The organism is Magnetococcales bacterium, assembly GCA_015231175.1.
Classification (GTDB): domain Bacteria; phylum Pseudomonadota; class Magnetococcia; order Magnetococcales; family DC0425bin3; genus HA3dbin3.
On record JADGBZ010000010.1, the window covers coordinates 34,726 to 48,087 of the forward strand.

The following is a 13,362-nucleotide window of genomic DNA, read 5'->3' on the forward strand; positions in this document are numbered from 1 at the left end:
GAAGCCCTGACAAGGGTTTTCATATCCAATCTTCTCTTGAAAGAGTGCTGAACAGTTTACCTCATGTCAAATCTTTTCTCACACAGGCGCTGAACTGCAGCATTTCTGGTCACATTTTTCCAGCAGCACAAAGTACAACTTGCCGCCTCTCTTTTGTTCAAGCCGATTATTCTTATATTCGACGACTCTCCTCGCAAGAACATACGCTCTTCTCGCCAGGAATCTTGTAGTCTCATGGCGCCACTCTGCCACAACAAGTCGGTACATGGCTGGAACAATGAGACCACATAAAAAATGGCAATAATAAGAAACGCGGCGCAACCGAAAACCGTATCGACTGGCAACACTTACAACATAATCTGAATTCCAATAATGAAGATAGGAAACAACCGGCTTTTTTCCAAACAATCCTCTAATAAGATTGTTTTGTTTTAACATAGTTACCACACCATTTGTGGGACTTTGCCCATCGAACAGGATAACATAACCGCCATTTTTTATCAGTTTTGACAGTTTATCAAAAAAATAACCGAGATCTTCCATATAATTTATAAACTGCATGGCAAGAACAAGATCAACCTGTTGATCTGTTGGGTAATGTTCATACGCCGTGCAGAAAAAATCAATATTTTTGTAGCCGCCATTTATTTTTTTTTGGCGTGCAAGACCCAATGGGGCATCGGCAATATCGATGCCCAACGCATGGCCGATGATCCCGAGATCGGAGAGCAGGAAGAGATTGTCGCCACTTCCGCACCCAATCTCCAGACAAGAGACCTGCCGGACATTCAGGTCGGCAAACACTTGGCGATAGAGCTTGGCATACAACCGCCCTGTCCAGGCGAAGGACATGGGCTTTTCCCGGTAGAGAATCCTTGCGGGATGATCTTCCGCATTCCGGGAGTAATTCCACTGTTTGGCAACGGAGCTGTTTTTGTCGCTCAGGGATTCTGGCATGCGGGATAGGGCCCAACGTTGGCGGGACACCAGACAAAAACAAGACAACGGAACCGGTGACCCGGCTCCGCCGTCCTGGAATGGAACAGCCTGAAAGGCTTTTCCCTGGAATTTCCGTCTGACTACTTCTTCAGACGGTGCTTGAACATGCGAGACTCTTTCTCTTTGGCCTGGCGCGCTCTCTCTTCAGCGGCAGCGGCTTCCTGACGGGCCTGCTCAGCAGCGCGGCGGGCCTCTTCGGCGCGGGCCAGATCCTCTTTTGCAGACTGACGCGCCTTCTCGGCGGCGATGCGCTCCTGCTCCGCCTTTTTGAGATCTGCGGCCTGGGTGTCCGGCTGTTTGCTGGCGCAACCACCGAGCGTCATGCCCCCGATCAGCCCTGCCACCATCAGCATCACAGGAATAGATTTGGATTTGATCATGTTCTTCCCTCTCTATGGGTATTTTTCCGACTTCACTGTTATGGAAACTGTACGACTGCCCGCGAAAATCCCCCCACCATATAACTGATCCGGTACAATTATCAATCCAAAAATGCAACCCGGGGCGGTGCGGGTGGGTGGTTTTTTTATTTTCCCAACCAGAAACCAAACATTTGACGACGACTGACCGGACGCTGCAAGCGATCAGAGACGGACCGCGCACCCGGATGCTGCGATGGACCCATGGCACGCGCCGCAGCGAAGGCCTCCTCTATCGTGTCAAATTCTTGCACCGAGTGCAAGAGGGTTTCGACAAAATAGTGGCCTGTCTCGGGTTCCAGACCCACCAAAACCGGCTTCAAGTTACCTTGCACCCGCAGCAGAAGCCCCTGTCCTTTGGCCACTTTCCCGTCTGCATCACCCTCTGGAGGGTAGGCTGAGACGATCCATAGATCGGTTGGCCGATTGGGTGGGTGCCAATAGATACGCTCCACCCCCCACGGGGAAACCAGCAAAGCTCGCGCCAATTCGTCAGAGTCCGGGGCGCTCTCCATACGGGTCACGACCGGCAGGCGCAGATTGAGGCCGGTCGACTCTACACCATCGACCTCAGCCTGTGCCAGCATTTCCCGCAGCATCCGTTCCGAAGCAACCTGGATGGCAACAGGATCGGGCCAACGGAACTCCCAACGGGGGGTGGGTTCGGTGCACGTCATGCCATCACCTCCCCTCGCATGGCGAGCATCTGGACAAGGGGTTAAAAAAACGTGCCATCGATGGGGGAAGAGGCTGCGGCATGCGTCCGGCGCGGCATGCGTCCGGCCAAGAAAGCTTCTCGCCCAGCCTGTATGGCCAACTTCATGGCGGTAGCCATGCGGACCGGATCCTGGGCCTCGGCAATGGCTGTATTCATCAAAACGCCATCGCACCCAAGCTCCATGGCAATCGCCGCGTCCGAAGCGGTGCCCACCCCGGCATCCACCAGAACCGGAATGCGCGCCTGCTCGACAATCATGCGAATGGTCCAGGGGTTGCGGATACCCAGACCGGAACCGATGGGCGCCGCCAAAGGCATGACAGCCACACACCCCATCTCCTCGAAACGTTGACACATGTGCGGGTCATCCGTGGTGTACACCATCACCTTGAACCCCTCGGCAATAAGGGTCTTGGCAGCCAAAAGGGTCTCCGGGTTGTTGGGCCAGAGAAATTTTGGATCGGAAAGAACCTCAAGCTTGACCAGATCCCAGCCACCAGCTTCCCGGGCCAGGCGGAGAGTGCGCACTGCCTCGTCGGCGTTGTAGCAACCCGCCGTGTTGGGAAGATAGGTGAACTTTTTCGGGTCGAGATGGTCGGTCAGCATGGGGGCCTTGGGATCCGTGATATTGACCCGACGCACAGCCACAGTGACAATCTCGGCACCCGAAGCGTTGATGGCGCGCACCGTTTCGTCAAAATCCTTGTACTTTCCCGTTCCCACCAGCAGACGGCTGTGATAGGTCCGGCCAGCCAACAGCAAGGGATCCCCGGGGGCAACGCTCTTAGGTTTCGGGGCTCCCCCGCCAATGAAATGAACCACTTCCAACCGGTCTCCATCGTTGAGGCGGGTATCGGCAAAACGGTCCTTTCTGACCACCTCCAGGTTTTTCTCCACAGCAACTCTTTGGCTGTCGAGTTGCAGGGTTTGCAACATGTCCGCGATGGTGCTTCCGGAGGGAAAATCGCGGGTTTCACCGTTGAGTATGACGTTCATGACCGGCATCTGCTCCCTTGTGTGCAATGTCCAGGATGACCCAATCTCTCCTTCTGCATGTCAGGCGCGGAAGCATGGCGTGTTTTGGAGAAAAAATCAACGACACGGCATGACGAAACAGGGCAATCGCACTGGACCCCGAGTACGTAACCGGGCGGCAATTCAGGCGCCTGCTGTTTGCGAAATATGGAAGAAAGGGCCGATGGCGCGTTATGATGGGGGGAAAAGAGACGCCACGGCGAGAAGATTTGCGAGGCAGCATGACAGAAAATTCGCAGGACGACATCACCCGAATAGTGGCCTTGATTCGGGATAACAAGGTGGAAGATGCCCGGCAACTGCTGGATCAGGCCAGCGAGCAATCTCCAGAGAGCGTGGCGCGATGGTATCTTTTCGCCCGCCTCCTGGTCTCATCCCTGGGTGAAAAGGAGATCGAGGAGCGCTTGTCGAGTTTTGGACGCGCCCCGGGACAGGCCTTTCGTACCGCGCTCGCTGCCCTGCAACGAGCCTTGCCGAGCGAGGTCCCTGCACCGGATCACCCGGAACTTTTGCGTCTCAAAAAATTTTTGGATCGCCTCCAAGGCGTCCCGCCCGAGCCGTTGCCGGCTCCCGTCGCCCTGGCGCGGTTGGAGGACTTTCTGCGCCGCGTGCAGACCCGTCGTGCGGCTGTTGCGTCATCGGTTGGGCCTGTGGAGACGCAGCCGCCAACATGGATCACACATGGCTTGCGACCGTTTCTTCCCGTGACGACGCTGTTGGCAAGCGTCATGGCCCACGGCCACGACCTGAAACGAAGGGAGATCGACCGCATATGACCATTCCCCCGCTTTGGCGCATTCTGGTGTTGAATGGTCCAAACCTGAACATGCTCGGGCAACGCGAGGCAGGCATCTATGGCGCCGACACCCTGGCGGATATCGAGAAGGCCTGCCGACATCACGGCGAAACCCTGAGAGCCGAGATCGTCTTCTTCCAGTCCAACCATGAAGGGGTGCTGGTCGAGCGGATCCAACAGTCGCTGGGGGTGTGCGATTTGATCATCATCAATCCGGCGGCGTTCACCCATACATCGGTTGCCATTCGCGACGCCCTGCTGGCCGTGGCATTGCCGGTGATCGAAGTGCATCTGAGCAACATCTTCAAGCGGGAACCATTCCGACACCACTCCTACATCCACGACATCGCCATCGGACAAATAACCGGGTTCGGCAAGGATGGCTATATCCTGGCGCTGGAAGGGGGTGTACGCTACCTTCGGCAGCATCGGCCCGGCTGACCAGCCTGGGCCGCACGTTGGATCTGTGAATACAGGGAGGAACGCAGAGATGGACCTCAGGGAGATACGCCAACTCCTGAAAATGCTGGCCACGACCGATGTGGCCGAAATCGAGATCAAACAGGAGAACGGCGCCACAGTGCGGGTAACCCGGGACCGGGGTCAGTTTGCGCCCACCGTGCGGGCAGACGTTCTACCCTCCCCCGGTGAGATCGCAACAAGGTTTGCCATCTCCGGTCCGCCCGTCGGCGCGCCAGGATCCGCCCCCCCGGGTGTGTCCGGCGAAGAACGCTCGCCAACTGCCAAACTGGTGACCTCACCCATGGTCGGCACCTTCTACAATGCCCCCTCCCCGGAGGCCCCCCCCTTCGTCAAACCGGGGGACTGGGTCAAAATGGGTGATACCCTGTGCATCATCGAGGCCATGAAGTTGATGAATGAAATCGAAGCTGAAGTGGGTGGGCGCGTCCTGCAAATCCTCAAGGAAAATGCCACGCCCGTGGAGTACGGCGAAGAGTTGTTTCTCATCGAGCCCGGCTGACCCCTCATGTTTAAAAAAATCCTGATTGCCAACCGAGGCGAGATTGCCCTGCGCATTCATCGGGCCTGCAAGGAGTTGGGGATTCAGACCGTGGCGGTGCATTCAGTGGCCGATGCCAACGCCCTGCACGTCATGTTGGCAGATGAAGCGGTGTGCATCGGACCGCCACCAGCCGCCGAATCCTACCTGAACATCAAATCCATCATGGCAGCTGCCGAGATCACCGACACCGAGGCCATTCATCCCGGATACGGCTTCCTCTCTGAAAACGCCGAATTTGCCGAAGTAGTCGCCGATTCTGGTTTGACCTTCATCGGCCCTACGGCGGCTGTCATCCGCCTGTTGGGCGACAAGGTCACGGCACGCGCATCCATGATCGCGGCTGGCGTACCGGTGGTGCCCGGTTCGCCGGGAGTGGTCGAGAGTGACGATATGGCGTTGCAGGTAGCCCGGGATATCGGTTTTCCGGTCATCATCAAGGCCTGCGGAGGGGGCGGAGGCCGCGGCATGAAAATTGTCCACACCGAAACCTCCCTGGCCAACGCCTGTTCCATCGCCCGCAACGAGGCGCGCCAATTTTTTGGCAATCCGCACATCTACATCGAAAAATTTCTTGAGGCGCCCCGTCACGTTGAAATACAAATCCTGGCCGACCAACACGGTCATGCCATTCATCTAGGGGAACGGGATTGTTCCATCCAACGCCGACACCAGAAGGTGCTGGAAGAGGCGCCCTCGCCAGCCGTCGCTCCAGCTCAGCGGGAACAACTGGGCAGGTTGGCCTGCCAGGCCGCACTTGCCGTGGGTTATACAGGCGCCGGCACCTTCGAGTTTCTGTTGAGCGACGGTGGCTTTCACTTCCTGGAGGTCAATACCCGCATCCAGGTCGAGCACCCCATCACCGAAATGATCTCCGGCATCGATCTGGTCAAGCAACAAATCCGCATTGCCTTCGGTGAGCCTCTCCCCATCAATCAGGAGGAGGTTCGCCTGCATGGGCACGCCATCGAATGCCGCATCAATGCCGAGGATCCGGAAACCTTTCTCCCCTCCCCAGGCTTGATCACCGAATATCACGCCCCCGGCGGAGGAGGAGTCCGGGTTGAATCCGGGGCCTATGCCGGTTACCGCATACCACCCCATTATGACTCCATGATCGGCAAGCTGATCACCTATGGCGAGGATCGCAACGAAGCCATGGCCCGCATGCGCCGGGCCTTGGACGAATATGTCATCGGTGGTGTCGCCACGACCATCCCCCTGCACCGACGCATTCTCCAGGATAGTGAGTTCTGTCGCGGAAAATACACGCTCCATTTTCTGAACCGCTTCCTGCAACCAAGAAAACCAGATAAAAGAAAACCCTGACCATTCAGCTATCTTCCAAAAAAAGTCTCCATTCAACACCCTCTCAAGAAGAGCTCGGATATGAAAGCCTTGGTCAGGGCTTCGCCCCGAACCCCACCAGGACGCTGTCTCAGGCCCTGCCAGGGAGCCAGCCCCCTGGATCCCGATGGGTTGCCGGGCGATGAATAGTTACGAAAAATGACCCATCGGAGGGCGCGATGCAGCAGCCAAAAAAATTCCGCCATCACCCTGGTGGCCCACGGCCAGAAGAGCATTTTACCCTGCTGATCGATCCGCAGCACTTGCAGGAGCGGGTCGTTGAGTTGGCCAGCCAGATCGAGGCGGACATGGCCGGCCTGGATCCGGTTCTGGTGGTGATCTTGAAAGGGGGCATCCTGTTCGGGGTGGATCTGCTGCGGGCCATGAAACAACCCTGGCCTGTTGTCTTCCTTCCCCGCCGCCCGCCCAAAACACCCGATTGGATCACCCTGGAGGACCAAAAATTGCTGCATGGGCGGAATCTGGTGGTGGTCGATGGCATCCTGGATGATGGCAACAGCCTCTCTCTTTTGTTGCAGCGCCTGCAATTCCTGGCGCCTGCCTCGGTGCGTCTGGGCGTCTTGCTGCACAGAACCGTCAGCCATGCCCTGCCCTTGCCCATCACCTGGGTGGGATTTGAGGTACCCCATTTGCGCGTGACCGGCTATGGCCTGGACGAGGGAGAACGGTTTCGTGGTCTGCCAGGCATTTTTACCTGGATTGAAACCCACTCCACCGAAAACGGATAAAATGATGGAATGAGAATGCGATCATGAAAACACGCGGATTGAGTATCAAGGGCAAACTTTTCCTGGCCTTTCTGGCGCCGATCATCATCCTCTCCGGGATCAACGTCTGGGGATTCGTGGCCACGCAAGCCATCTCGTCCCAGACCGATGTTCTCAAACAAGAGGGCATTGCCCTGGCCATGGTGGCGCGGGATTTGGAACGCGATGTCATCCAGGTCCAACAATACTTGTCGGACGTTTCGGCGACCCGTGGCCGGGATGGCTTGAACGACGGGTTTGACGAGGCCGAAAAGAGTGCCCGCTCCTTCAAGGCAGGATTGGATCGCTTCCGAAAACATGCCGAGCAAGCCGGGGACCAGGCCTCCCTGCGCAGCGTCGAAGAGATCGCCACACGCTTCGCCGCCTACTATACCCTGGGTCAAAAAATGGCCCATGACTACGTCGATGGCGGTCCCGATGCGGGAAATCGGCAAATGGCCTCTTTCGACAAAGAGGCAGAAGCCCTGGGAGAAGTTTTGCAACCTTTTGTCGCCCAACGCATGGTCTTTGGCAATCAGTTACTGGATCAGTCCGTTGGTGGCATCAAAAATTTACGGAATGGCATGACCGGTTTGTTGATCGTTGCCATGGCCATGGTTGTGATTTTGGGGTGGCTGGTCATGCGTACCCTGTCGGTCTCCCTGGACCAGGTCGAGGCGTCGGTCCATGCCTTGGCCCGTGGCGACTTGACGGCCAGGGTTCCTGACCTGGGGGACAACAACGAGATTGGCCGGGTAGGCAAGCGCATCAACGCCATGGCGGATGGCATGAAGCGTTTGATGTCCCTGATCACGCTGCATTCGGGCAGCATCACCGCCTGTGCCTCAGAACTGATCAAAATCAGGGAGTTTGTAAGCGCCGATGCCAGGGACTCCCAGGCGGTGGTGGAACGGGTGTCGGACAAGAACGGAGCGCTTGCCCACGAAATCACCCAGGTCAAGGAGGCGATCATCCGGGCCACGGAGGCGTTGCACAGCATCTCGTCGGCTGCCCAGCAGGTTTCCGACAATGTTTTCGTGATCGCCGCAGGTTCGGAGGAGGCCAGCAGCAACATCACCACCGTGGCGGCGGCAGCCGAAGAGATCACAGCCAACATCTCCGGGGTGAACAACAACCTGGCCCAGGTCAACCAGTCGGTGATGTTTGTGACACACTCCATCCAGGAGATCACCGGGGCATTCGAGGCCATCCGCCAGCGTTGCGTGGCCGCCAACAAGGAGTCCATGCAGACCAACCAGCATGCCCACGCCACCCGGAAAGTGATGCAAAAGTTGTCCGACTCGGCCCGTGAAATCGGTGACGTGGTCACGGTCATCAATCACATCGCCGGTCAGACCAACATGTTGGCCCTGAACGCATCCATCGAGGCAGCCGGAGCGGGAGAGGCAGGCAAGGGGTTTTCGGTGGTGGCCAACGAGGTCAAGGATCTGGCCCAGAAAACTGCCAATGCCACCCGGATGATCTCTGAAAAAACCTTGGAGATTCAGGCTATCACGACAGAGGTTTCCATCGCGAACGAAGAAATTGTCGCCAGTGTCGAACGGATCAACAGGGCCAATTCGGCCATCACCTCCTCGGTGGATGACCAGTCAAAAACCATCTGCGATATCGCCAGCTCCATGAACAGCGTGTCAGACGCATCCAGCGAAGTGACCCGCAACGCCCAGGAGTTGAATGTGGCCGCCCAGGATGTCGCCAGAGCCGCAGCGGAGGCAGCCACCGGTACCAGCGAAATCGCCCGCTCTGCCGCCGAGGTCGCCAACTCCTCCCAGCAGGTGGCCAATTCGAGCAAAGAAGCCCTGGATATGGCCAACGCCATCCTGACGGCGGCACAAACGACCGAAAACGAATCCTCGATCGTGCAGCAGGAGATGGTCAAGGCCAACCGGATCGCCGATCTGATGCGCGGATCGGCTGCGCATTTTGCTCGTATGGGAACCGTTCTCCAGGATATGAGCAACGCCCTCTATGCCGCCCAGATGGAGTTGGACATCGGAACGCCACTCTTCAACATTCGTGATATCAAGGAGTACTATCTCTCCTGGCAAAGCAACCTGGAACAGGTGCTCTCCGGGCGCATTCAGTTATCCAGGGCGCAACTCCCCTCCCCCCAGGAGTCCGCTTTGGGAACCTGGTTGCAAAATGAGGGGCGGGTCCACTTGACCTCGTCAGCTGCCTGCAAACATGTTGAAACACTCCAACCCAAACTGCACGAACTGATCGAAAAAATCGTCACTGCGGCTTCGCAAGAGGGAGGAGACGCCGCTCCGGCCAGTGAAAGGTATTTTGCCGAATTCTTGACCACCTGCAAACAGATGTTTCAATACCTGGACCAATTGTTCCTGCAAGATGCCACGCCGGATGGAGAGGAACGACTGTTTTTCCCCTGGGATGATCAACTGAACACCGGCCTGTCGGAGATCGACAATGACCACCGCAAACTGGTGAATATGGTCAATGACCTCCACGCAGCCATGCAACGCGGCGAAGGAAGCGTGGCCATCAGCGCCATTCTCAGAAGGTTGGCCGAATATACCCAATTTCATTTTGGCCGGGAGGAGCAGTATTTCACCCAGTACGGATACCCGGAAACCGAAGCCCACAAGGCCGCGCACAGGAAGCTTCTGGAATCGGTTACCGAACTGATCAAACGTTTTGAATCCGGCAAGTTCTCGGTGGCCATCGACCTGCTGGCTTTCGCCAAAAGCTGGCTGGTCGATCACATCATGAAGACCGACATGCGCTACGTCCCGTACCTCAAGGAGAAAGGTGTGACGTAGCAAACCAGTGGTACACCCGGCTTTTGGCGTCGAAAATGCGCTTCGTCGTCTACGTTTTTTCATCCATGGGGATGGCGACGCGCACCTGTAAAATGCGCCGCCGGGTGACGCGGACGATGGTCACTTCCAATCCATCGATGACAAACCGTTCGGTTGCCGTCGGAATCCTTTGGACATGCTCCAAAATCCACAGGCTGATGATATCGGAGGGTTTGCCGCTGAGCGTTTTGCCGAAATACTCGGCCAGGGAGCGAACCTCCACCGTACCCTCGACCAGCAACTCCCCTTCGCGCACCTCCTGGATGCTTTCGGGGGGTTTATCCAGTTCGTCATAAATCTCCCCGACCAACTCTTCCAGCATATCCTCCAGGGTGAAGAGCCCCTGGAGCTGGCCAAACTCGTCCACAACGATGACGGTCTGTTTCTTGGTGCCTCGGAGGGTGTTGAACAGGGCATCAACAGGCTGGTTGAGGGGAACAAAAAGCGGGTTTTGAGCAATTTCTTCAAGGGTCTTGTCCCAGTTACCCTGGGCCGCTTCGACAAGGATCTCCCGCAGATGGGCGACACGATGAATTTCATCCTTGAGACCGGTATGGAGCGGCACCCGGGAGTGAGGGTGCTCCAAAAACTCTGGCAGGGCCTCGCGAATGGTCAATGAACCATTCAAGGAGAAGATGCGGTGACGGGGAATCATGACATCTTCGGCGCGCAGATCATCAAAGGCGAAGATCCGTTGGATCATGATGTGTTCATCGCGTTCAATGCTGCCCTCGGCGGCACCATGTCGCGCCATGGAGATGAGTTCGGATTCGGTCACCGTGGGATCGATTTGCGCTGGACTCATTTTTTGCAGCCAGACAGTCAAATGCTCCATGAACCAGGTCATGGGCTTGGTCAGATGGATGAAAAACAACACAAAAGGCGCCACCCTGAGCGAGATGGTCACGGCGTAACGGGCGGCAAAGGTTTTAGGAACAATCTCACAAAGGAACAGGATGCCCAGGGTCAACACACCCACAACGAAGCTGGTCCCCAGATCACCAAAATGCTTGTGCGCCAGAACGGTGGTGATGGCCGATGCAGCGATATTGACGACGGTGTTGCCGATCAGAAGCGTGATCAGCAGGCGGTTGGTGTTGCTTTTGATGCGCGAAAGGGTGCGGGCGCCAGGACGGCCCTCCCGCAGCAAAACTTCGACACGGGCTGACGAGAGCGTGGTCAACGCCGTCTCGGACCCGGAGAAAAAAGCCGAGAAAAGCAGAAGGACGAGCAGTATCAAAATTTCACTGACCATGGGAGGCGAATATGACCCTGAATTTGACGGATTGAAGGAACATGTGTAACCATTCAGCACCCGGTAACGAACAGGGGCCCAGAGAACTGGCTCCCTGGCGGGTCAAGAGCGGAGCCCTTGTGGGGTTCGGGGCGAAGCTCTGACAAAGGCTTTCATATCCAGGCTTTTCTTGAAAGGGTGCTGAACGGTTACCATTTTTTGTGTTTCAGATGTGCGGATACGGTCGATCAGGGGAGGCCCGCACGGGCCGTTGCCACAGGCCCCTTTTCGCCATGACGCAACCGGTACCAAAGCATGCCGATATATTCATGCAAGGGAAGCCGCATGCCGGCAGTGACCTTGGGAAGCCAATCACCCAGGGAGAGCCCGGGACGATGCATATTATAGGGTGTCGGCGCCGGCGTCACCAGGAAACCGACCTTTTCAAAAGCCCACACAGATCTGGGCATGTGAAAAGCCTGGGTCACCAGAATGATGTGCGCAATCGAGCTTCTAGCCAAAATTTGGCGTGAAAACAAAGCATTCTCCCATGTGTTGTTGCTTTTATCTTCCACCCACTGCACAGGGGTGTGCAGATCGGCCTCAAAAACTTTTTTCATCAACTCCGCTTCGGACACGGCTTCATGGTCGGGGGAGCCCCCAGTGGCAAGGAGAGGAAGGCCGGTCCAGTCGCGCAGGCGGGCGGCATAGCGAACCCGGTCCATTCCGTCGCTTGTGAGCGTCGCATCGCCAAGAAACCGGGACGGGGATTCACGACCGCTGCCCAGGACGACAATGGCCTGGGCAGGAGAGGATTTCACCTGCTCCAAAGTGAGAGGGTGGTATCTCTCCAATCGAGTCGAGAGATAATACGCCGGCGCCTGAATGGTCGAGATGTAGAGCAAAAGGGCGCCAAAGACCAGAACAACGCGCGCAAGACGTGTATGGCGAGGAATCAACCACCAGACGAGGGCCAGTACGACCAGAACCAAACCAGGAGGCAAGACAAGAGAACTCAGAACAGGGAGCAACACAGCGCTCATGGCCCATCCGCCACATGGTCTGGGAGACAACGCCGCGCCCGCGGGTGGGCCGCATCGTAGATGGAAGCCAGATGGGTCAGATCCAGGTGGGTGTAGCGTTGCGTCGTCGAGAGCGAAGCATGTCCCAGCATCTCCTGGAGGGCACGCAAGTCCGCGCCGGCCTGAAGGAGATGTGTTGCAAAGGCGTGGCGCAACGAATGGGGTGTGGTCTGCTCGGGCAAAGACAACTGACGCCGCAACCTTTCGATCAGGCGTTGGGCCTCCCGCGGATGGATGCGTCCCCTCTGCCGGCCAACGAATATCGCCCCTTCAAGCGGCAACCCGGGAAAAAATTGTTGCCTGGCATGCATATATTTTTCGATGGCCCGCGCAGCCCATGAACCAACCCGGACGATGCGTTCCTTGTTGCCCTTGCCCAAGACCCGTACCTCCTCCTGGCGCAGATCCAGGCCGGCAAGATCCAGAGCGCACAGTTCGCCGATACGCAAACCGGAACTGTACAAAAGTTCCAGAATGGCGGCATCGCGCAGAGCGCGCACCATCGGCCAGCCGGTGCAGGTGTCCGGCGTCGGTGCGGGGGCATCCAAAAGGCGTCCGGTGTCGGCCTCGCTGGGGGCACGAGGCAACCTTTTGGGCAATTTCGGCGTGTGGACGAGACGCGCCGGGTTGGTGGTCACCCAGCCCTCCCGCTCCAAAAAATGGTACCAGGCCCGAATCGAAGCGATCCGGCGTTGCTGGGTGCTGCGCGCCAACCCCGTCCGATGCGCCATGCCCATGAAGGCACGCATATCCTCCTTGTCGATCACGGGAAGATCCGCATCGGTCAAAACCCTCTGGTGACGGTCACGCCAGAAGGCGGCAAAGTGGTTCAGATCACGCCGATAGGCGGCGATGGTATGCGGCGAGTGGCGCCGCAAAACCAGGTGACGCAGAAACAGGTCACCGTGCGGCACCAGGATGGCGGAAGCCCCCGGTTCGGTCCCCTCCGGGAGAGTGGCATGATCTCCAGGCGACTTCCCTGGATGCGACGGGGTGGGGGTATCAGCTTGGAACATGCGCAACCATCCCTTTGGACGACACGAGAAAACGCCACGATCCACCACAACTCCACATCGACCACAACATCATCGATCGGAAGAGCAT

The 13,362-nt window shown here is 57.3% G+C and carries 13 protein-coding genes; 6 read left to right on the forward strand and 7 right to left on the reverse strand.

The window, feature by feature from the left end; genetic code table 11:
• Positions 1 to 78: 78 nt before the first annotated feature.
• From HQL63_03885 to thiS, 4 genes are all read right to left on the reverse strand, one after another.
• Positions 79 to 957, reverse strand: coding sequence for a methyltransferase domain-containing protein (locus HQL63_03885; protein ID MBF0175975.1), 879 nt, complete (start codon positions 955 to 957; stop codon positions 79 to 81).
• A 122-nt stretch (positions 958 to 1,079) separates the two neighbouring features.
• Complete coding sequence (locus tag HQL63_03890; GenBank protein ID MBF0175976.1) at positions 1,080 to 1,379, reverse strand: hypothetical protein; 300 nt, start codon at positions 1,377 to 1,379, stop codon at positions 1,080 to 1,082.
• A 146-nt stretch (positions 1,380 to 1,525) separates the two neighbouring features.
• A complete protein-coding gene (locus tag HQL63_03895; protein ID MBF0175977.1) occupies positions 1,526 to 2,095 on the reverse strand; it encodes a hypothetical protein in 570 nt (189 codons plus the stop codon).
• A gap of 41 nt (positions 2,096 to 2,136) precedes the next feature.
• Entirely contained in the window at positions 2,137 to 3,132 is a 996-nt protein-coding gene (gene thiS, locus HQL63_03900) for a sulfur carrier protein ThiS (protein MBF0175978.1), read from the reverse strand.
• Positions 3,133 to 3,392: 260 nt separating this feature from the next.
• Between thiS and HQL63_03905 the strand changes: the two genes are divergently transcribed.
• From HQL63_03905 to HQL63_03930, 6 genes are all read left to right on the forward strand, one after another.
• On the forward strand, positions 3,393 to 3,947 hold the full coding sequence (locus HQL63_03905; GenBank protein MBF0175979.1) for a hypothetical protein: 555 nt from the start codon (positions 3,393 to 3,395) through the stop codon (positions 3,945 to 3,947).
• Positions 3,944 to 4,408, forward strand: a complete 465-nt coding sequence (gene aroQ / locus HQL63_03910) for a type II 3-dehydroquinate dehydratase (GenBank protein ID MBF0175980.1) — start codon at positions 3,944 to 3,946, stop codon at positions 4,406 to 4,408. The genes HQL63_03905 and aroQ overlap by 4 nt, the downstream gene beginning before the upstream one ends.
• Before the next feature lie 49 nt (positions 4,409 to 4,457).
• Entirely contained in the window at positions 4,458 to 4,949 is a 492-nt protein-coding gene (gene accB / locus HQL63_03915) for an acetyl-CoA carboxylase biotin carboxyl carrier protein (GenBank protein ID MBF0175981.1), read from the forward strand.
• A gap of 6 nt (positions 4,950 to 4,955) precedes the next feature.
• Complete coding sequence (accC, locus tag HQL63_03920) at positions 4,956 to 6,317, forward strand: acetyl-CoA carboxylase biotin carboxylase subunit (protein ID MBF0175982.1); 1,362 nt, start codon at positions 4,956 to 4,958, stop codon at positions 6,315 to 6,317.
• Positions 6,318 to 6,514: 197 nt separating this feature from the next.
• A complete protein-coding gene (locus HQL63_03925) occupies positions 6,515 to 7,084 on the forward strand; it encodes a hypothetical protein (GenBank protein MBF0175983.1) in 570 nt (189 codons plus the stop codon).
• A gap of 23 nt (positions 7,085 to 7,107) precedes the next feature.
• Positions 7,108 to 9,903 (forward strand): bacteriohemerythrin, encoded by a 2,796-nt coding sequence (locus HQL63_03930; protein ID MBF0175984.1) that lies wholly within the window; start codon positions 7,108 to 7,110, stop codon positions 9,901 to 9,903.
• A gap of 49 nt (positions 9,904 to 9,952) precedes the next feature.
• Here the strand turns inward: HQL63_03930 and HQL63_03935 are convergent, their stop codons facing one another.
• The 3 genes from HQL63_03935 to HQL63_03945 all read right to left on the reverse strand — a co-directional run bounded on the left by HQL63_03935 (position 9,953) and on the right by HQL63_03945 (position 13,274).
• Positions 9,953 to 11,197 (reverse strand): HlyC/CorC family transporter, encoded by a 1,245-nt coding sequence (locus tag HQL63_03935; protein ID MBF0175985.1) that lies wholly within the window; start codon positions 11,195 to 11,197, stop codon positions 9,953 to 9,955.
• 227 nt (positions 11,198 to 11,424) lie between these two features.
• Entirely contained in the window at positions 11,425 to 12,219 is a 795-nt protein-coding gene (locus HQL63_03940) for a YdcF family protein (GenBank protein ID MBF0175986.1), read from the reverse strand.
• On the reverse strand, positions 12,216 to 13,274 hold the full coding sequence (locus tag HQL63_03945; protein ID MBF0175987.1) for a tyrosine recombinase XerC: 1,059 nt from the start codon (positions 13,272 to 13,274) through the stop codon (positions 12,216 to 12,218). The genes HQL63_03940 and HQL63_03945 overlap by 4 nt, the downstream gene beginning before the upstream one ends.
• Between the last annotated feature and the right edge of the window lie 88 nt (positions 13,275 to 13,362).